This window comes from Streptomyces sp. NBC_01012, assembly GCF_045162755.1.
In the GTDB taxonomy this organism is placed as follows: Bacteria; Actinomycetota; Actinomycetes; order Streptomycetales; family Streptomycetaceae; genus Streptomyces.
Genome location: NZ_CP108688.1, coordinates 1,102,337 through 1,119,921 on the forward strand (window position 1 = coordinate 1,102,337; position 17,585 = coordinate 1,119,921).

The following is a 17,585-nucleotide window of genomic DNA, read 5'->3' on the forward strand; positions in this document are numbered from 1 at the left end:
CGGCAGTTCACGCGGGAGTGACCGCGCGGTGCCGGGTCCGGCCCCCACGGCCGGGCCCGGCACCGCGCGGGTGCGGGGAGGTCAGGGCGCGGGCGTGAAGGACTCGGCGGCCGGGGCCGCTTCGGCCGCGCGGACCACCGTGAGCCCGCCGGGGACCTTCGCGTCGGGCTTCATGACGACGGTCTGCCGGGTGGAGGGCGCCGACGGGTCGGTGAAGTCGTGCGGGATCCCGAAGTCGGCGCCGAAGTCCTTGACGGTGAGCAGGGCATCGTCGACGCCCGCACGGGTGAGGTCCTTGGACGCGCAGGCCTTCTCCAGGGCCTCTCCGAAGACGGACGCCGCGTTGTATCCGGCGATGACGCCGTTGTCGAGGCCGTCCTTCGGGTACCTGGCCGCGTACGCCGCGGCGAGCTTCGACGGTCCCTCGGCCTTGTCACCGATGGGCAGGGTGGAGGCGCCGATGTAGTAGTCCTTCTGGAGGGCGGCGCCCGCCTGGGTGGCCAGGAGCTGCGGGGCGTAGGCGGAGTTGTTGCCGACGACCGGGACCTCGAAGCCGGTGGCCGCGGCCACGCCGACCAGGGAGGCCGCCTGACGCGGGCCTGCGCTGACGACGACCGCCTTCACCCCGGCCTGCTTGAGCGCGGAGACCTGGGCGGTCATGTCGTTGTCGGTCGGCTTGATCTTCTGCTCGACGACGGTCAGGCCCGCCTGCTTCGCCGCGTACCTGGAGCCGGCCAGGGCGTTCTCACCGTAGTCGCCCTCGAAGTAGACATGCCCGATCCTGTCGCCCTCGGCGATGCGCTTCCCGTCCAGCAGGAAGTCGATCAGGTTGATCGTCTCGACGTCGTAGGTGGCGCCGATGACACGTACGTACTTCGAGCCGACCAGATTCGCCGACCAGGCCTGGGGCAGCACGATGCCCTTGTCCTGGCCGTCGATGCGCGACTCGACGGCGGCGACGAACGGGGAGCCGATGAACTGGGTGAAGCCCAGCACGTCCGGTTCCAGCTCGGTGTAGGCGCTGACCGCCTTCTGCGGGTCGTATCCATGGTCACGGACGGCCAGTTCGATCTTCCGGTCGCAGATGCCGCCCGCCTTGTTGGTCTCCTCGACCCAGAGCTGCTGTGCCTGGGTGACGCTCTTGCCCAGCGAGGCGTACACCCCGGTCATGTCGGTCAGCGCCCCGAGAGTGATCTTCGATTCGGTGACGCCCTGCCCCGTCTTCACGCCCTGGGCGTCCCCGGCGCCGTCCTCCGACGACGTCGCCTTCCCGCTGCATCCCGCGAGGGTGAGGGTGAGAGCCGCGACGACGGCTCCGACAACACGTAGCTTCATTTCTTCTCCCCTGGATTCTTGGGACGCGCGATGCCGCCGGGCAGGAACAGGACGACCGCGACGACCGCGGCGCCGTACAGATAGCGGGACGCCTCGCCCGGTGCGACGCCGCCCGTACCGGGGGCTGACACCAGGGGGAGGGAGTCGCTGTAGTGCGTGAGTACCTGCGGGAGCAGCGAGACGAACGCGGCGCCGATGACGGCTCCCGCGACGCTGCCGAGACCGCCGATGACGATCATGGCGAGGTATTCGAGGGACAGGATCATGCCGAAGTACTCGGGCACGGTCCGCTGGAAGACCAGCGCGAGCAGGACGCCCGCGAGGCCCGCGTACATCGAGGACAGGACGAAGACACCGGCCCGGTAGCGGGCCACGGGAACCCCCATCACACCGGCGGCGACACGGTGGTCCCTGATGGCGTTGAGCGCCCGGCCCGGCCTGCCGCGCAGCACCCCGCGGGCGAAGAGTGCACAGGCCAGGAGGGCGACCAGCGCTAGGTACCAGAGCTTTTCCGACGAGTGGAAGGGCACTGCGGCCACGACCACCTCGGTGTCGTCGAAGGTGAACCCGAAGAGCGAGAGGGTCGGCACCGGGCGGCCGTTGAAACCGCCGGTGAGCGAGCCCGCGTTGAACAGCACGTGCTGGCCGATGAAGATCAGCGCGAGGGTGGCGATTCCGAGGTAGGCGCCGCTCAGCCGCCCCGCGATGGGGCTGAAGAGCCCGCCGGCCGCGCCCGCGAGGAGCACGGCCAGGACGGCGGCGAGCCAGGTGGGCAGACCGAGCCCGGTGAGGGCATGGCCGTTCTCCGTGCTGCTCTCCCCCGCCAGGACGCAGTAGCCGTACGCGCCGACCGCGAGGAAGAAGGCGTGTCCCATGGAGAGCTGGCCGGTGGAGCCGGTGAGGAGGTTGAGGCCGATCGCCCCGATCGCGGCGGCCATGGCGAACAGTCCGGCCTGGAGCCAGAAGCGGTCCAGGTAGAACGGGAACAGCAGGAGCAGCACCGAGCCGGCGAGCCAGAGGTAGGGGGCGGGCCCGCGCAGCCGGGCGGTGAGCGCCTCGCGCGCGCCGGTGTCCTGGACGGCTTCAGACACGGGACAGCTCCTTCGTACCGAAGAGTCCCGCCGGCCGGACGAGCAGGACGACCACCATCACCAGATACGGCGCGAGATCACCGATGCCGCGTCCGAGGAAGGAGAGATCGCTCTGGTAGCCCGTGGCGAGTGACTCGGTGACTCCGACGACGAGCCCGCCGACGAGTGCCCCCGTCGTCGAGTCGAGGCCGCCGAGGATCGCGGCGGGGAACGCCTTGAGCGCGGCGAGTGAGGTGGCCCGTTCCAGGCCGGGGGTCGGGAACACGGTGAGGAAGAGCGCGGCGACCGCGGCGAGTGCTCCGGCGACCGCCCAGGCGGAGAGGGAGACCCGGCCGAGGCGGATGCCCATCAGGGCTGCGGTCCGCGGATTCTCGGCGGCTGCCCGCATCGACACGCCCCAGGAGGTGAAGCGGAAGGCCAGCAGGAACACCGTGATGAGCAGCCCCGCGACGAGGAACGCCGCGATACGGGTCTCGGCGAGGGTGACGCCTCCGACGGTGACGACGTCGTCCCCCCATGGGTCGCCGAGCGACATCACATCGGTGCCCATGCGCCGGGTGAGTTCGGTGGTGAGGAGGATGTCGACGCCGATGGTGACGATGGCCAGGACGCTCTGGTCGCTTCCCCGGTAGCGGCGCATGACGAAGAACTCGACCGCCGAACCGACGACCGCCGCCCCCGCGACGCCCACACCGAGCGCGGGCCAGAAACCGATGTCGTCGTGGAGTACGGCGGTGACGTAGCCGCCGGCGAGCAGCAGCGAGGCATGGGCGAAGTTGACGACCTCGGTGGCCTTGAAGATGACGACGAAACCGAGGGCGATCAGTGCGTAGACGGAGCCGATGGACAGTCCGCCGAGGAGGAGTTCGATGAAGGTGGTCATTGCCGCGCCCCCAGGTAGGCCCGCACGACGGCCGGATCGTTCTGCACCTCGGCGGGCGTGCCACCCGCGATCCTGCGTCCGAAGTCGAGTACGGTCACCGCGTCCGCGAGCCGCATGACGACCCCCATGTCGTGTTCGACCATGACGATCGAGATGCCGAGGCTGTCGCGGACTCCGCCGACGACGGCCGCGGTGCGGCGGCGCTCCTCGGCGGTCATGCCGGCGATGGGCTCGTCCAGGAGGAGCACCTCGGGCTCCATGCACAGGGCGCGGCCGAGCTCGACGAGCTTCTGCTTCCCGTACGGGAGGGCGCCCGCCGGGAAGTCGAGCTCCCTGTCCAGGCCGATGAACTCCGCTATCTCACGCACCCGTTGGAGATGACGGTGGGACTCCCGGGTGGCCGAGGGCAGCCGCAGCCCGGAGGCCACGAACCCAGCCCTGGTGAGCCGGTGCCGACCGAGCATGAGGCTTTCGGCGACGGTGGCGTGCGGCGGCAGGGCCAGGTTCTGGAAGGTGCGGGCGACGCCGAGTCCCGCGATCGCGTGCGGGGCGAGACCGGTGAGTTCGGTGGAACCCAGCCGCACGGTGCCCGAGGTGGCGCGGTAGACGCCGGAGAGCACGTTGAAGGTGGTGGACTTCCCCGCACCGTTGGGGCCGATGAGGGCGTGCACGCTGCCCGGTTCGACGGTGAAGGACACCGCGTCCAGCGCGGTGAGCCCGGCGAAGCGCACGGTCACCTCGCGTACGGCGAGCGGGGCCGGGGCTCTCGTCACGCCGACCACCTGCTCAGGGTGCGGGTGACGCCCTGCGCCTGCGCGGCGTCGTCGGCGGCCGTCTCGTCGACGACGCCGAGGTAGCGCCGGCGTACCTCGTCGGATGCGGCGAGCTCGTCGGCCGGCCCTTCGAGTGCGACCTCGCCGACGTCGAGTACGTACGCCGTGGAGGCGAGCCGCAGCGCCAAGGCCGCGTTCTGCTCGACGAGCATGACGGAGGTGCCGCCCGCGTTGATCTCCTGGACGGTCTCGGCGATCCTGGCCGCCATCAGCGGGGCGAGGCCGAGGGAGGGCTCGTCGAGCAGCAGCAGCCGGGGGCCCGCCATCAGGGCGCGGCCCATCGCCAGCATCTGCTGCTCACCGCCGGACAGCAGTCCGGCCCGCTGGTGCGCGCGTTCGGCGAGCACCGGGAACAGCTCGTGTACGCGGCGGAGGGCGGCGGCCGCCGCCTTGCGCCCGCCGCGTGCCCCCAGTGCGCCGGCCCGCAGATTGTCCGCCACCGTCATCCGAGCGAACACCTGCCGCCCTTCGGGCACTTGGATGACTCCTGCCGCCACCACCCGGTCGGGGCCCAGCCCTTCCAGGGGGCGGCCGTCGAAGCGGATGGTGCCCGTGCCCGTACCGCGGTGGAAGCCGAGGGTCCGCGACACGGCCCGCAGCAGTGTGGTCTTGCCCGCGCCGTTGCCGCCGAGTACAGCGGTGATCGCACCGGCCGGCACGTCGACGGAGACGTCACGCAGTGCGCGTACCGGGCCGTAGCCCACGGACAGGTGGCGGATCTCGAGCGTTGCCATGCGTCCTCCTCCTTCCGACTGGTCGTCGTGGTGCCACAGACCAGCAGCGGGCGAGGCGTGCGTCCACGGCCACGGGCGCACTCGCTGCGGGTGCCCCGTCTTCGAACGGCCCGGTTGTGCCCGTGCACAGAGGGAGGTGACGGACCGGCGTCCCCGGTGCGGCCGGTGGCATCCTCGTCGGCCATGAGCGGGTCGGGTGTACGCCTTCAGGCTGACGGCGCCGCAGCCGTGAGGGGGTTGCCGGACAGTCCGGCAACCCCCTCATCGCGGTGCGTCAGGAGTATCAGGCCAGGAAGTCGCGGGCGATCGCCTCGGCCGCGCGTTCCAGCAGGGGGCCGGCCTGTGCCATGCAGACGGCGGGGTCCGGCTCCAGGTCCGTGAGGGCGTAGGCCCGTTGGATGCCCGCGTCGGCCAGCGCCTCGGGCGGGAGGGCGAGACGTCCGCACACGGCGACGGTCGCCACGCCCGCGGCGCGTGCCGCGGCGGCGACCCCGGCCGGGGCCTTGCCGTGCAAGGTCTGCTCGTCGAGCGAGCCCTCGCCGGTGACGACGAGCGTGGCGCGGGCCAGGGCGGGGGCGAAGCCCAGCACATCGAGCATCACCTCGATGCCGGGCCGGAAACGCGCGCCGAGCGCGACCAGTGCGCCGTATCCGATGCCTCCGGCGGCGCCGGCTCCGGGCAGCTCGGCCGTCTCGGGCCCCAGGAGGGACGCGTAGTGGACGAGTGCCGCGTCCAGGACGGCGATGTCGTCCTCGGTGGCGCCCTTCTGCCGCCCGTAGACCTCGGGGGCGCCCTTGGGCCCGGTCAGCGGGTTGTCCACGTCGCTGGCCAGGATCAGGTCGACGCCCTCCAGCCGGGGGTCGAGCCCCGACAGGTCGGCATCGGCCAGCCCGGCGAGCGCGCCGCCACCGGGGCCGACGGGCTTGCCGTCGCCGTCCAGGAAACGGGCCCCGAGCGCGGCGAGCATGCCGGCGCCGCCGTCCGTCGTCGCGCTGCCACCGACGCCGAACACGATCGTCCGGGCGCCCGCGTCGAGCGCGGCCGCCAGCAGTTCCCCCGATCCGTACGTGGTCGCCGTGAGCGGGGCGAACTCCCCTGCGGGCAGGTGCTGGAGGCCCGAGGCCTCGGCCATCTCCACCACGGCTGTGGTGTCACGCACCGCGTACGCCGCCGTGACCGGGTCACCCAGCGGCCCGGTCACCCGCGCCTCGCGGCGCTCGAATCCGGCGGCCACCGCCGCGGCGACCGTGCCGTCGCCGCCGTCCGCGACGGGCAGGGTCTCGACCCGCACCCCCGGTACGACGCGCCGCAGTCCGGCCGTCACCCGCTTTGCGACCTGTACGGCCGTCAGCGAGCCCTTGAACTTGTCCGCCGCCACGAGCACGCCGGCGGTCTTCATCGCTGCTCCGTCCGTCACCTTGCATCCCTTTGCTTTCGAACAGGCAGTCGCGCCGCCCCGACCCTATCCGGACCACCCCTGATCTGCCCATGGCCGACGGGGAGCGACTGCTCGGTCCGCGGGAACGCTTCGGTCCGCGGGCACGCCGATGACGAAGCGGACCGTGGTGGGGCCGAGCGCTTCGGTCACCGCCCAGCAGCCGACGTCGGAGAAGTCGATGACGGTGGGCCACCGGCGCATCACCCGGTCCCCCTTGTCGCCGGTCGCGTATCCGCCGGTGGAGGCGTGCGCGGTGCCTGGCCCGTCGACGCGCTCGGCGCTGTCCTTCGGCGGACAGCGCGCCGTCCCGTCCATCGCACGGGCCGGCGCGCTGTGCACCGCGAGCTGGTCGGGGCCGGTCAGTCGAGCGGCTCGTGGTTCACCCAGACCACCTGGTACGGGAACCGGGACTTCCAGTCCCGGATGAACTCCTCGACTCCGGGGGCGACGAACGAGGCGTTGAGTGCGTCGAGGTCGGCGAAACCGAACTGCACGACGGCCGTGGCCGCGAACACCGGGCTGTGGTCGTCGACGGGCACCCGGATGTGGCGCCGGGCCGAGTAGGTCTGGACCGTCCCGGAGTCATGCATCAGCTGTTCCATGCCTTTGAGGAACTGGTCGAGCTTGGTGTCCGGGAGGGAATCGTTGAAGGAGACGATCATCGTGTGGTGAATCATGCATACATCGAACCCTCTCGGCCCCGGTGGAGTCCAAGACCTGTTGGTTCTTGAGCGATAACCTGGAGGCATGGCTGATCTGGAGACACGGGAGCTCGAATACTTCATCGCGGTGGCCGATGAGCTGCACTTCGGCCGTGCCGCCGAGCGGCTGTCGATCGCCCAGCCGGCGCTGTCGAAGGCGATCCGGCGCATCGAGACGCGCCTCGGTGTCCAGCTGCTCCTGCGATCCAGCCGTCATGTCTCACTCACACCCGCCGGGGAGACCCTGCTGCACCACGGCCGGCACGCGATCGACGCGGTCGCCGCCGCGGCCCGGCACGCACGCCGGGCGGGGGACACCGAGGCCCATCTGCGGCTGGTGGTCAAGGCGGGCGGCGATGCGGCGCTGTTGTCCGGCATCCTCACCCGTTACTCCCGTCAGCCCGGTGCGCGTCAGGTGGACATCCTGTTCGGTGGTGCCACGGACCGTGTCGAGCGCCTGCACGACGGCCGGGCCGATGTGGCGCTGCTCCACACGCCCTTCGACGACCTCACGGGCCTGGCGTACGAGACGCTGCACGTGGAGGGGCGCGTCGCGATCCTGCCCTGCGAGCACCGGCTGGCCTCCCGCACCGAGCTGCGGCTGGCCGACCTCGAACACGAGACGCTGCCACGCTGGAAGGGCGTGTCCGACGGCGGTACGGGGCCGGAGATCGCCGACGTACCGCAGATGATCCAGATGATCACCCTCGGCCGGACGATCGCGATGCTGCCGCGCTCGCTCGTCGAACCCGTCCCCCCAGGGGTGGTGTGTGTCCCGGTGACCGACGCCCCGGCCAGCCATCTGGTTCTCGCCTGGCCGGAGACGGACCGCCGGCCGCTCGTCGCCTCGTTCGTCGACGCGGCGGTCGCCGCGAAGGAGGCGCGGCAGGACAGGGGCCCCGACCAGTGATTTCCCCGCGGAGCAGGTGAGGTAGTGTTGACGGCTGCGAAGGGGAGTAGCCCTGCAAACCGGTCGTCGACACACTGGAGCCTTCGGGTTCCCGGTGGCCGGGCTCGTAGAGACTTACGGGTGGGCGAGACCTTCGGTCAGGTATGACACACCCACGCCTTGTGGGTGCTGCGGTCATGCCGGGCCGAGTGGTCCTCCGAAAAAGCCCGTGCGGCACTTCGCGGAAGACCCGGGGCCCGGCTCTCACAGAAAGCCACCCGGAATGCATCTCGACCCCCTGGCGATTCTCACCGCCTTCGGGCTGATCTTCCTCGCGGAGCTCCCCGACAAGACGATGTTCGCCTCGCTGGCCATGGGCACCCGCATGCGCCCGCTCTACGTGTGGTTCGGCACCTCGTCCGCATTCATCGTTCACGTGGCCATCGCGGTCGGGGCGGGCGGGCTGATCGGCCTGCTGCCCGACTGGATCGTCAAGGTGGTCTCGGCCTCCCTCTTCGCCTTCGGCGCGTTCATGCTGCTGCGCAGTGGCGGCGATGACGACGACGAGGACGAGGAGATCAAGACCGTCACCGGCTTCTGGCCGGTCTACACGACTGCTTTCATGGCGGTCTTCATCAGCGAGTGGGGCGATCTGACGCAGATCACCACCGCGAATCTCGCCGCGAGCAACGGCGCCTGGTCCACGGCCATCGGGTCGGCCATAGCCCTGATGTCGGTGTCGGCGCTGGCCCTGCTGGCCGGGCGGTTCATCGCCAAGCGGGTGCCGCTGAAGACGGTGCAGCGCATCGGCGGTCTGTGCATGCTCGGCCTGGCGGTCTGGTCGGTCGTGGAGATCTTCGCGGGCTGAGCGCCCGCCGGGACCAGGCGGGCGTCACAGGACAGGATCGCGAGGACCGGCCCGCTCAGAACAGGGCCGGTGCCTCGCCCTCCGTCCCCCGCTCGAAGGCGAGCAGCCGTTGCTTGCGGTCGAGCCCGCCGCCGTACCCCGTGAGGCTCCCGGATGCTCCGATGACGCGGTGGCAGGGGACGATGATCCCGACCGGGTTCCTGCCGTTGGCGAGACCCACGGCGCGGGACGCACCGGGCTTGCCGAGCCGGTCGGCCAGCTCGCCGTAGGAACGGGTCTCTCCGTACGGGATGCGTACGAGCTCGGCCCAGACGCTCCGCTGGAAGGGCGTGCCGGCCAGCTCCAACGGCAGGCCGAACTCCCTCAGCTCGCCGGCGAAGTAGGCGTCCAGCTGGCGGATGACCTCGTCGAACGGCCCGGGGTCGGACACCCCGAAGGTCTCAGCGGGCGGGCGGTGCCGCTGCCCGGTCATGTACAGGCCGGACAGTACGCCGTCGGTCGCGACCAGGGTGAGCGCCCCGTACGGGCTGTCGACGACCGTGTGCTGCCTGGTCGTCGTGGGTGTGGTGGTCATGGTTCTTCCTCGTGCCTTCAGGCGGGCAGATGGTTGATGGGGTGGTCGTCGACGGTCCACAGATACTGCACGGCGTACGCGCGCCAGGGGCGCCACCGCCCGGCACGCGCCGTGAGCGCGGCGGGCGTCGCGGGGAGGCCGAGTCGTTCGGCGGCCCTGCGGATCCCCAGGTCGGTGGGGAGGAAGGCGTCCGGGTCCCCCAGCCCCCGCATGACGATGACCTCGACCGTCCAGGGGCCGAATCCGGGCAGCCCGGCAAGCTCCGCGCGGGCCTTCTCCCGGTCGGCGCCCTCCCGCAGGTCCAGGGAGCCGTCGGCGAGGGCGGCCACCAAGGTGGTGAGCGTGGTGCGGCGGCTGCGTGGCAGGGCGAGCGCCTCGGGGTCGAGGCCGGCGAGCGCCTCGGGGGTGGGGAAGAGGTGGGTCAGGCCGCCTTCGGGGTCCTCCACGCGGATCCCGTGGGCGTCGACGAGTCGGGCCGCGTGGGTGCGGGCCGCGGCCGTGGAGACCTGCTGGCCGAGCACCGCGCGTACGGCGAATTCCGCGGCGTCGACCGTACGCGGCACCCGGCGCCCGGGTCCCCCGGGGCCCGCGTCGACCAGCGGGGCGAGCAGTGGGTCGGCGCGCAGCTGGTCGTCCACGGCGACCGGGTCGGCGTCCAGGTCGAGGAGTCTGCGACAGCGGCTGATGGCCTGGGTGAGGTCGCGGGGGTCGGTGAGGGAGAGCCGGCAGTCGATGTGGCCGGGCCGTGGGGACAGCGCCACGATGCCGTGCCCGTGCGGCAGGGTGAGCGTGCGGCGGTAGGCGCCGTCGCGCCACTCCTCGACGCCCGGGACGGCGGTCGCTGCGAGGTGTCCGAAGAGATTGCCCGGGTTGAGGGGGGCACGGTAGGGGAGCCGGAGCGCGATGACCCCCGGGGTGCCGGGATCGCGCGTCCCGCGTGCCGCCCGGTCCCGCAGCTCGCCCGGGGCCAGCGCGAAGACCTCCCGCACGGTGTCGTTGAAGGTGCGGATCGATGAGAATCCGGCCGCGAACGCGACCTGGGCCATGGGGAGTCCGGTCGTCTCGATGAGGACCCGTGCGGTCTGGGCGCGCTGGGACCTGGCCAGCGCGAGCGGGCCGGCGCCGAGCTCGGCGAGGAGCTGACGCTCGATCTGCCGGGCCGAGTAGCCGAGCCGGGCGGCGAGTCCCGGTACGCCTTCCCGGTCGACGACCCCGTCCTGGATGAGCCGCATGGCGCGGGCGACGGTGTCGGCGCGGGCGTTCCACTCGGGAGAGCCGGGGGTGGTGTCGGGCCTGCACCGCTTGCAGGCGCGGAATCCGGCCTGCTGGCACGCGGCGGCGCTGGGATAGAACGTCATGTTCCGGGCCTTGGGCGGCACGACCGGGCAGCTGGGACGGCAGTAGATCCGGGTGGTCAGGACCGCGGTGAAGAACCAGCCGTCGAAGCGGGCGTCCTTCGACTGTACGGCCCGTACGCAGCGCTCGGTGTCGGTGTGCATGGTTCAAGCATCGGGCACGCGGTGGCCCGAAGGCTGGCGGGAATCCGACATCGACCTGACACGGACACCCGGACTACATGTTCAAGTCAGTGACCAGCGGTCACGTACATGACTATTGACGTGCTCACGACACGCCTCTACGGTCCAAGAAAGCGCTTGCTCCCTACCCAGTGTGGTGCCGGTCCCCCCATTTGTTCAACAGACCGAACACCCACGAACCGCCGCACCGACCCGATCTGGAGACAACCGATGCAGACCAAGAAGTCCGTGATCGCATGTGTCACCCTGCTCGCCGGCTCAGCCCTCGCTCTGTCCGGCACCCTGGCGCAGGCCACCTCCGCCCCGGACACCGCGGACAGAGGCACGGTCGGCGCCCAGGCCGCGGTGGCCGCCGATGCCCTCTACGTGGCGCCGGACGGCAGCGATGACGCCGCCGGTACGGAATCGGACCCCACGACGCTCTCATCGGCGATCGACCGCGTCACCTCCGGCGGGACGATCTACCTGCGCGGCGGGACGTACGCGTACTCCGAGACGGTCACCATCGCGCCGGGCAACGACGGCACATCGGCCGCCCGCACGACGCTCGCCGCCTACCCGGACGAGACCCCGGTCCTGAACTTCTCCGCCATGAGCGAGGATTCGGCGAACCGCGGGCTCGCCGTGAACGCCGCGTACTGGCACATCGACGGCATCATCGTCGAACACGCCGGGGACAACGGGATCTTCGTCGGCGGCAGCCACAACATCATCGAGCATGTGGTGACGCGCTTCAACCACGACTCCGGGCTCCAGATCTCGCGGATCTCCTCCGACACCCCCGACGACGAGTGGCCGTCCGACAACCTCATCCTGAGCTCGGAGTCGCACGACAACGCCGACTCCGACGGCGAGGACGCGGACGGCTTCGCCTCGAAGCTCACCTCGGGCCCCGGCAACGTCTTCCGCTACACCGTGTCCCACAACAACATCGACGACGGCTGGGACCTCTACACCAAGACGGAGACGGGCCCCATCGGCCCGGTGACCATCGAGGACTCGCTCTCCTACGACAACGGAACGCTGTCCGACGGGACCGTGAACGACGACGGCGACCGCAACGGCTACAAGCTCGGCGGCGACGGCATCGAGGTCGACCACATCGTCCGCCGCAACATCGCCTACAACAACGGGCATCACGGATTCACCTACAACAGCAACCCGGGCACGATCGCGATGTCCAGCAACGTCAGCATCGACAACGTCGAGCGCAACTTCTCGTTCGACAAGGGAACTTCGGTGTTCCGCGACAACATCTCCTGCCGCAGCGGCGACGGTTCCAACGACAAGACCGTGGGCGACGCCGACAGCTCCAACCAGTTCTGGACGGGTACGAACGGCTCGGGCTGCTCCGACTACTCCGGCGCGCTCGACTGGTCCTTCGCCGCGGACGGCTCCCTCGACGTGACCTTCGGCGGCAACAAGGTGACGCCGTAGCACGGAGACAGGCACACGCGCCGTCCCGCCGACCGCCCTGCGCAGGGTGGACCGAGGCGGGGCGGCGCGAGCCGCTCAGGTGGTGGCCCGGCTCGGCGGCGCGAGCCGCTCAGGCCGTGGCGTCCGGGTCCAGGGCGTACAGGCGCGGCAGGTTGACCACGATCGCCTCCTGGGTGCTGCGGGCGATGACGACCACGGCCTCCTCGGCGGGGTCCGGGTTCTCCTCACGGTGCGGCACGAAGGGCGGCACGAAGATGTAGTCGCCGGGCGAGGTGCGCAGCCGCACCTCCTCCGGCTCGTCCCCCGAGTCGTCCAGGAAGACGAACTCCGGGTGCCCGCTGACCACATGGATGGCGGTCTCGGACTCGCCGTGGTGGTGGTCCGACGACGCGGTCGAGGGGGCCACATGCGTCTGGCCCATCCACAGCTTCTCGGAACCCACGGTCTTCCCGCTGACGGCGCTGAATCGGCGCATGCCGCCGGTCTGCGCCGTGTCGCCGTCCAGCGCGTCCGCGCGGATGTGGTGCAGACGGGTGCGCAGGGGTGCCGCCGGGCGGCCCTGGGCTTCATGGAGGTGAGGGTGGAACCCTTCTCCTGGGGTCGTCAACGGCTCGCTCATGGCTGGGACGTTAGGTCGGCGGCGAAAAGGATGTCAAGAGGTGTCCTTTCCTCTTCACCTGCGGCAATGTTGCCGCAACACTGGACGGACCGCGGGGGCGCGGTCACCGGAAGAGCCTCGCCCGCGGCCCGTCCCCGGGGCATGATGTGGGCATGCATATCTCCGCGAAGGCGGACTACGCCACGCGCGCCCTTCTTGAGCTCGCGAGTGATCCCGGCCGTCCGCTCTCCTGTGAGGCCATCGCCTCCTCGCAGGGGATTCCGTTCAGATTCCTGAAGTCCGTGGTGGGCGAACTGCGTCGGGCCGGCCTCGTGCGCAGCCAGCGTGGCTGCGAAGGCGGCTACTGGCTCGGCAGACCCGCCGATGAGATCTCCCTGCTCGATGTCGTACGCGCCGTCGACGGCGAGCTGATCACCCTGCGGGGTGAGCCGCTGGCCGCGCTCGACTATCCCGGCGCCGCCGTCGGCCTGCCCGGGGTGTGGCGGCGGGTCGAGTCGGACGCGGCGGCGGTTCTCGGCGGGCTGACCCTGGCATCGCTGGTGCCCACCGACGCCCGTGAACAGCCGTCCGTGATCGGTGCCGCGTGACCGGCGGGGCAGGCACCCCGACGGTGGAGGTGGTCGAGTACACCGACCCGATGTGCCCCTGGGCATGGGGTTCCGAGCCCGCGTTCCGCAGGCTGCGGACCGCACTGGCCGGCCGGGTGCCCTGGCGGCGGACGTACGCGATCCTCTTCGACGACGAGGACGACCCGGCGCCCGACCCGGCGGCCGAGGCCGCGTACTACGCCGGCTATGTGGAGCGGATCGGCGCGCACACCCGCGCTCCGCGGGCGGCCCGGCTGAGCCGGGTGGCCGCCAGCTCCTGGCCCTCCTCGCTCGTGGCGGCGGCCGCCGAACTCCAGGGCGGGAATGTGGCCGAACGGGTGCTGCGCAGGCTGCGGGAGACGGTCTTCGTGCTGGGCGAGCCCGCCGACACCCCGGAGGCCGCGCTGGCCGCCGCGCACGGTGTCCCGGGCCTGGACCAGGAGCGGCTCAGGGCCGACGCGGCCTCGCCCGGGGTGCTGGAGCGGGTGCGCGCCGACCGCGCGGAGGTTCGGCGGCCGGTGCCCGAGGTCCTGTCCGTACGAAGCGGCTCACCGCACCCGGGCGCGGCCAAGGAGACCTCCGACGGCGGACAACGCTACGCACTGCCGACGCTCCTGCTGCGCGCCGCGTCGGGGTATCGCGCGGTCCCGGGCTGGCGGCCCTACGAGGCGTACGCGGCGGCGGTCGACGAGCTCTGGCCCGGGGTGCTCGACGCCTGCGCACCGCTCTCCCCCGCCGAGGCCCTGGCGCACCACCGGAGCCTGACGGAACCGGAGCGCGACCTGCTGGCTGAGGGCGTCTGGCCCCCGCCGGGCGCGGTCGGTGTCCGGACCGGAAACGGCGTGCTGTGGCTGCATCCTGATGAGGCGTCAGTACACCCCGCCACCCCCTGATCGGCCTCCCGCACCGCTCTGAGCTGCGATTGAGCCGCGTCCCGCTGAATGAGACACCAATGGGTGTCCATTGACAGGTGACGAGGCCTGCCGCCAGGATGAGCCCATGCTCACGACGCATCCCGGTGTGATGTGCCGCTACGTGGACCTGCGGCGCACCTCCAGCGCACTCTGTCGCTGACCCGCCCGCCCCCGTTCACAGGCGCCGCCTGACCTCTGTCGGCAGCACCGGCCGGCCCGCTGAACCGCGCCTGTCCCCCGCGTCGGCTCCCCGCCTTCCGTCACGCCCTTTCGTCGTATCCCCGTACGGGGTCGTGAGTTCCTCGACGTCCCTGACCGGACCCGCTCCTGCCCTGCCGTGCGTCGACACCTCGACGACACATGCCCGCAGACGCGACGACGGTTCGGCGCGAGCGCCGCGCGCCCTCTCCTCCCCCGCTCCCCCGCCTCCTCCTGCCCCGCTCCGGGCCGGGACCCCAGCAGAGAGAACAAGATGTCCGCACGACTCACGAACCGCAGCCGACCGGATGTCCGGTCGGCCCGACAGGCTGGCGGCCTGAGGGTCGCTGCCCTCACCACCGCTTGTGTCGCCCTGCTCGTGCCGGCTCTGAGCGCTTGCGGCGGCGGTGCCTCGTCGTCGGCCGGCAGCGCCACCCTGAAGTGGGCCTCCTCCTACTTCCCGAGCCACTGGGATCCCGTGGTGGGGGGAAGCGGCGCACAGTTCCGCGAACTCGCCCTCGTGTACAGCTCGTTGACGCGCACCGACGAGGAGGGCAAGGCCGTCCCGGATCTCGCCGAGAGCTGGGAGTACAACGAGAAGGGCGACGGGATCACCTTCCATGTGCGCCCCGGGCTGAAGTTCAGCGACGGGGAGCCGGTCGACGGCGCGGCGGTGAAGGCCGCCATCGAGCGGGCGCAGAAGCAGAAGAACTCCGCGCTCTTCGGCGACCTGACGTCGATCGGGTCGGTGAAGGCCGACGGCCTCGACGCCACGCTCGAACTCACCCAGGTCGACTACCAGATACCGCAGCTGCTCGGGGAGCGCGTCCTGCAGATCGCCAGCCCGAAGGCCGCGGCGAACCCCTCGAAGCTGGACCGGAGCCCGGTCGGCGCCGGTCCGTTCATCATCGACCAGCTGATCCCGGGCACCAAGGCGGTCCTGCGGAAGAACCCCGACTACTGGGATGCGAAGAACATCCACATCGACGACGTCGAGCTGGTCTCCGCTCCCGACGTCTCCACGGTCGTCTCGGGGCTCCGGACCGGCGTCTACAACTTCGCCGATCTCGACCCGAGCCAGGCGTCGGCCGCGGAGAAGGCCGGCCTCGACGTGTTCTCCCAGCCCGGATTCAACGCGTCCAACATCAGCCTGAACGTCAACAAGGCGCCGTTCGACGACGACAGGGTGGTCGACGCGCTGCGTTACGCGGTCAACCGCAAGGAGTTCGTGGACAAGCTGACGTTCGGTCACGGCGAGGCCACCGACCAGCCCTTCCCCAAGGGTTACGAGGCCTACGATGCCAAGTCCGAGGACGCGTACCCCTACGACCCGGCGAAGTCGAGGAAGCTCCTGGCCGAGGCGGGCCACAAGCCGGGCGACATCAAGCTGAACCTGGTCATCCCGTCGGAGGATCCGCAGGCCGAGATCGTCCAGTCGCAGCTGGCGGCCGTGGGCATCAAGGTCACCATCAAGATCGACAAGAACTGGGCGACCCCGTTCTTCGCCAAGGATCTGGCCTTCTCGCTGTACTCGACGACGGGCCGTGACTCCGCGGTCCAGACACTCACCGCCCACTTCGGCCCCGACGGCCCGCTGAACCTGAGCACCCCGTACCAGCCGGACGGCTTCAAGAAGGCCGTCGCGAAGGTGCGTCAGACACCCCTGGACTCTCCCGACTACGAGCAGGTACTCCAGGCGGCGACGCGTGCGGGGCTGAAGAGCAAGGCGCTGATCTTCACCTTCTCCTCGCCCAACCTCTTCGCCAAGAGCAAGGCGCTGTCCGATCTGCCCAAGAACCCCGCCCACGTCGACTGGACCGGTGTGAGGATCAGCGGCGACTCCTGACCATCCGTCAACCAACCACGGCAGAGAGGGGGCAGACCCATGACGACGACCACGCCAGAGGTCACTCCTGAGCACGTCTCTCCAGAGCACGGGTCTCCTGAGCGTCGGCGCCGGGTCGGCGCGGTCAGGGCGCGGCATGCGGCGGGGCGGGTGGGGGCCGCCCTGGGCCGGTCGGTCGCGATCTTCGTACCGGTGTTCCTGGTGGCGACCTTCATGACGTTCGCGCTGCGTTCCATGAGCGGACTCAGCCCGGCCCGCATCCAGTTGGGCGAGGAGGCCACCCCCGAGGCCATCCAGCGCATCGAGGCGGAGTGGGGTCTCGACAAGTCCTTCCTGGCCCAGTACTGGGACTGGTTCTCGGGCGTCCTGCACGGCCAACTGGGCACCAGCTGGGTCAACGGGGCCGACATCTCCACGCTGATCGGTCTCGGCCTCGGGGTGAGCCTCTCGGTCGCGGTCCTCGCCCTGATCATCGGTGTGGTCGTCGGCTTCGCCCTCGGCACGGTGGCGGCGCTGCGGCGCACCACCCTCGTCGACCGGGCGATCACGGGCTTCGTCACCGTGATCTCGGTGATGCCGGCCTTCGTCGTCGGCATCGTGCTGGTCGCGGTACTCGCGGTGGGGCTCGGGCTGTTCCCCTCGGCCGGTTACATCCCGGCCGAGCAGGGCTTCGGCCCCTGGCTCGCCCACATCACGCTCCCCGCGCTCGCCCTGAGCTTCGACGTCATCGCGGACGTCGCCCGACAGTTGCGGTCCAGCCTCGTCGCGGCCTACGGCGAGAACTATGTGACGGGCGCGGTGGTCCGGGGCCTGAGCCCACGGCGGATCTTCTTCGCACACGTCCTGCGCAACGGTCTCGGGCCGGCCCTCGCCACGATGGGGCAGAAGTTCCCCGCGCTGGTCGGCGCCTCCGTGGTCACCGAGTGGATCTTCGGCCTCCAGGGCTTCGGCCGGTTCGCCAACGACTCGGCGCAGGCCGGTGACGTGCCCGCCGTACAGGGCGTGCTCGTGGTGTCGATCGTGCTGGTCGTCTCCTTCAACCTGATCATCAATCTGGTGCTGGCGCGTGTGATGCCGGCATCCCAGCGGGGGGTATGACG

18 protein-coding genes are annotated in these 17,585 nt (G+C 70.9%); 7 read left to right on the forward strand and 11 right to left on the reverse strand.

The features are described 5' to 3' along the window. Positions 1 to 81: 81 nt before the first annotated feature. The 8 genes from OG623_RS04655 to OG623_RS04690 form a co-directional block, all read right to left on the reverse strand. The gene (locus OG623_RS04655) at positions 82 to 1,335 is read right to left on the reverse strand and encodes an ABC transporter substrate-binding protein (RefSeq protein WP_406144521.1); all 1,254 of its coding nucleotides are present in this window, start codon (positions 1,333 to 1,335) and stop codon (positions 82 to 84) included. Further along, complete coding sequence (locus OG623_RS04660; RefSeq protein WP_406144523.1) at positions 1,332 to 2,426, reverse strand: branched-chain amino acid ABC transporter permease; 1,095 nt, start codon at positions 2,424 to 2,426, stop codon at positions 1,332 to 1,334. The genes OG623_RS04655 and OG623_RS04660 overlap by 4 nt, the downstream gene beginning before the upstream one ends. Then, positions 2,419 to 3,309 (reverse strand): branched-chain amino acid ABC transporter permease, encoded by an 891-nt coding sequence (locus OG623_RS04665; protein ID WP_406144525.1) that lies wholly within the window; start codon positions 3,307 to 3,309, stop codon positions 2,419 to 2,421. The genes OG623_RS04660 and OG623_RS04665 overlap by 8 nt, the downstream gene beginning before the upstream one ends. Next, positions 3,306 to 4,082: an ABC transporter ATP-binding protein gene (locus OG623_RS04670; protein WP_406144527.1), complete on the reverse strand. Its 777-nt coding sequence runs from the start codon at positions 4,080 to 4,082 to the stop codon at positions 3,306 to 3,308. Before OG623_RS04670 ends, OG623_RS04665 begins: the two co-directional genes overlap by 4 nt. Next, positions 4,079 to 4,876: an ABC transporter ATP-binding protein gene (locus OG623_RS04675; protein ID WP_406144529.1), complete on the reverse strand. Its 798-nt coding sequence runs from the start codon at positions 4,874 to 4,876 to the stop codon at positions 4,079 to 4,081. The genes OG623_RS04670 and OG623_RS04675 overlap by 4 nt, the downstream gene beginning before the upstream one ends. Positions 4,877 to 5,159: 283 nt before the next feature. Beyond that, positions 5,160 to 6,275 carry a glycerate kinase gene (locus OG623_RS04680; protein WP_406151674.1) on the reverse strand — a complete coding sequence of 372 codons (1,116 nt, stop codon included), beginning with the start codon at positions 6,273 to 6,275 and terminating at the stop codon, positions 5,160 to 5,162. A 63-nt stretch (positions 6,276 to 6,338) separates the two neighbouring features. Continuing rightward, entirely contained in the window at positions 6,339 to 6,653 is a 315-nt protein-coding gene (locus OG623_RS04685; protein WP_406144531.1) for a hypothetical protein, read from the reverse strand. 20 nt (positions 6,654 to 6,673) lie between these two features. Further along, positions 6,674 to 6,991, reverse strand: a complete 318-nt coding sequence (locus OG623_RS04690) for a hypothetical protein (RefSeq protein WP_406144533.1) — start codon at positions 6,989 to 6,991, stop codon at positions 6,674 to 6,676. A gap of 70 nt (positions 6,992 to 7,061) precedes the next feature. Here OG623_RS04690 and OG623_RS04695 point away from each other — a divergent pair, with 70 nt between their 5' ends. Both OG623_RS04695 and OG623_RS04700 read left to right on the forward strand, forming a co-directional pair. Beyond that, positions 7,062 to 7,925 carry a LysR family transcriptional regulator gene (locus OG623_RS04695; RefSeq protein WP_406144535.1) on the forward strand — a complete coding sequence of 288 codons (864 nt, stop codon included), beginning with the start codon at positions 7,062 to 7,064 and terminating at the stop codon, positions 7,923 to 7,925. A gap of 262 nt (positions 7,926 to 8,187) precedes the next feature. Continuing rightward, a complete protein-coding gene (locus tag OG623_RS04700; RefSeq protein ID WP_406144537.1) occupies positions 8,188 to 8,772 on the forward strand; it encodes a TMEM165/GDT1 family protein in 585 nt (194 codons plus the stop codon). A 55-nt stretch (positions 8,773 to 8,827) separates the two neighbouring features. Here OG623_RS04700 and OG623_RS04705 read toward each other — a convergent pair whose 3' ends face one another. Together OG623_RS04705 and OG623_RS04710 are read right to left on the reverse strand one after the other, a co-directional pair. Beyond that, a complete protein-coding gene (locus OG623_RS04705; protein ID WP_406144539.1) occupies positions 8,828 to 9,346 on the reverse strand; it encodes a methylated-DNA--[protein]-cysteine S-methyltransferase in 519 nt (172 codons plus the stop codon). A gap of 17 nt (positions 9,347 to 9,363) precedes the next feature. Beyond that, complete coding sequence (locus OG623_RS04710; RefSeq protein WP_406144540.1) at positions 9,364 to 10,845, reverse strand: AlkA N-terminal domain-containing protein; 1,482 nt, start codon at positions 10,843 to 10,845, stop codon at positions 9,364 to 9,366. A gap of 249 nt (positions 10,846 to 11,094) precedes the next feature. Here OG623_RS04710 and OG623_RS04715 point away from each other — a divergent pair, with 249 nt between their 5' ends. Beyond that, positions 11,095 to 12,321 carry a right-handed parallel beta-helix repeat-containing protein gene (locus OG623_RS04715; protein ID WP_406144541.1) on the forward strand — a complete coding sequence of 409 codons (1,227 nt, stop codon included), beginning with the start codon at positions 11,095 to 11,097 and terminating at the stop codon, positions 12,319 to 12,321. A gap of 109 nt (positions 12,322 to 12,430) precedes the next feature. Here OG623_RS04715 and OG623_RS04720 read toward each other — a convergent pair whose 3' ends face one another. Continuing rightward, positions 12,431 to 12,940: a cupin domain-containing protein gene (locus tag OG623_RS04720; RefSeq protein ID WP_406144543.1), complete on the reverse strand. Its 510-nt coding sequence runs from the start codon at positions 12,938 to 12,940 to the stop codon at positions 12,431 to 12,433. Positions 12,941 to 13,092: 152 nt separating this feature from the next. On the opposite strand from OG623_RS04720, the gene OG623_RS04725 reads away from it, so the two are divergent. From OG623_RS04725 to OG623_RS04740, 4 genes are all read left to right on the forward strand, one after another. Beyond that, entirely contained in the window at positions 13,093 to 13,527 is a 435-nt protein-coding gene (locus OG623_RS04725; RefSeq protein WP_406144545.1) for an RrF2 family transcriptional regulator, read from the forward strand. Between the two features lie 50 nt (positions 13,528 to 13,577). After that, positions 13,578 to 14,420: a DsbA family protein gene (locus tag OG623_RS04730; protein ID WP_406151676.1), complete on the forward strand. Its 843-nt coding sequence runs from the start codon at positions 13,578 to 13,580 to the stop codon at positions 14,418 to 14,420. A 493-nt stretch (positions 14,421 to 14,913) separates the two neighbouring features. Continuing rightward, positions 14,914 to 16,485, forward strand: coding sequence for an ABC transporter substrate-binding protein (locus OG623_RS04735; protein ID WP_406144547.1), 1,572 nt, complete (start codon positions 14,914 to 14,916; stop codon positions 16,483 to 16,485). 39 nt (positions 16,486 to 16,524) lie between these two features. Beyond that, on the forward strand, positions 16,525 to 17,583 hold the full coding sequence (locus OG623_RS04740) for an ABC transporter permease (protein ID WP_406144549.1): 1,059 nt from the start codon (positions 16,525 to 16,527) through the stop codon (positions 17,581 to 17,583). Positions 17,584 to 17,585 lie beyond the last annotated feature (2 nt).

Excerpts from the sequence above, each read along its gene's own strand:
- OG623_RS04655 (WP_406144521.1), bottom strand. The coding sequence starts at position 1,335 with ATGAAGCTACGTGTTGTCGGAGCCGTCGTCGCGGCTCTCACCCTCACC.
- OG623_RS04665 (WP_406144525.1), bottom strand. The coding sequence starts at position 3,309 with ATGACCACCTTCATCGAACTCCTCCTCGGCGGACTGTCCATCGGCTCC.
- OG623_RS04675 (WP_406144529.1), bottom strand. The coding sequence starts at position 4,876 with ATGGCAACGCTCGAGATCCGCCACCTGTCCGTGGGCTACGGCCCGGTA.
- OG623_RS04680 (WP_406151674.1), bottom strand. The coding sequence starts at position 6,275 with ATGAAGACCGCCGGCGTGCTCGTGGCGGCGGACAAGTTCAAGGGCTCG.
- OG623_RS04690 (WP_406144533.1), bottom strand. The coding sequence starts at position 6,991 with ATGATTCACCACACGATGATCGTCTCCTTCAACGATTCCCTCCCGGAC.
- OG623_RS04695 (WP_406144535.1), top strand. The coding sequence starts at position 7,062 with ATGGCTGATCTGGAGACACGGGAGCTCGAATACTTCATCGCGGTGGCC.
- OG623_RS04700 (WP_406144537.1), top strand. The coding sequence starts at position 8,188 with ATGCATCTCGACCCCCTGGCGATTCTCACCGCCTTCGGGCTGATCTTC.
- OG623_RS04705 (WP_406144539.1), bottom strand. The coding sequence starts at position 9,346 with ATGACCACCACACCCACGACGACCAGGCAGCACACGGTCGTCGACAGC.
- OG623_RS04710 (WP_406144540.1), bottom strand. The coding sequence starts at position 10,845 with ATGCACACCGACACCGAGCGCTGCGTACGGGCCGTACAGTCGAAGGAC.
- OG623_RS04715 (WP_406144541.1), top strand. The coding sequence starts at position 11,095 with ATGCAGACCAAGAAGTCCGTGATCGCATGTGTCACCCTGCTCGCCGGC.
- OG623_RS04720 (WP_406144543.1), bottom strand. The coding sequence starts at position 12,940 with ATGAGCGAGCCGTTGACGACCCCAGGAGAAGGGTTCCACCCTCACCTC.
- OG623_RS04725 (WP_406144545.1), top strand. The coding sequence starts at position 13,093 with ATGCATATCTCCGCGAAGGCGGACTACGCCACGCGCGCCCTTCTTGAG.
- OG623_RS04730 (WP_406151676.1), top strand. The coding sequence starts at position 13,578 with ATGTGCCCCTGGGCATGGGGTTCCGAGCCCGCGTTCCGCAGGCTGCGG.
- OG623_RS04735 (WP_406144547.1), top strand. The coding sequence starts at position 14,914 with ATGTCCGCACGACTCACGAACCGCAGCCGACCGGATGTCCGGTCGGCC.
- OG623_RS04740 (WP_406144549.1), top strand. The coding sequence starts at position 16,525 with ATGACGACGACCACGCCAGAGGTCACTCCTGAGCACGTCTCTCCAGAG.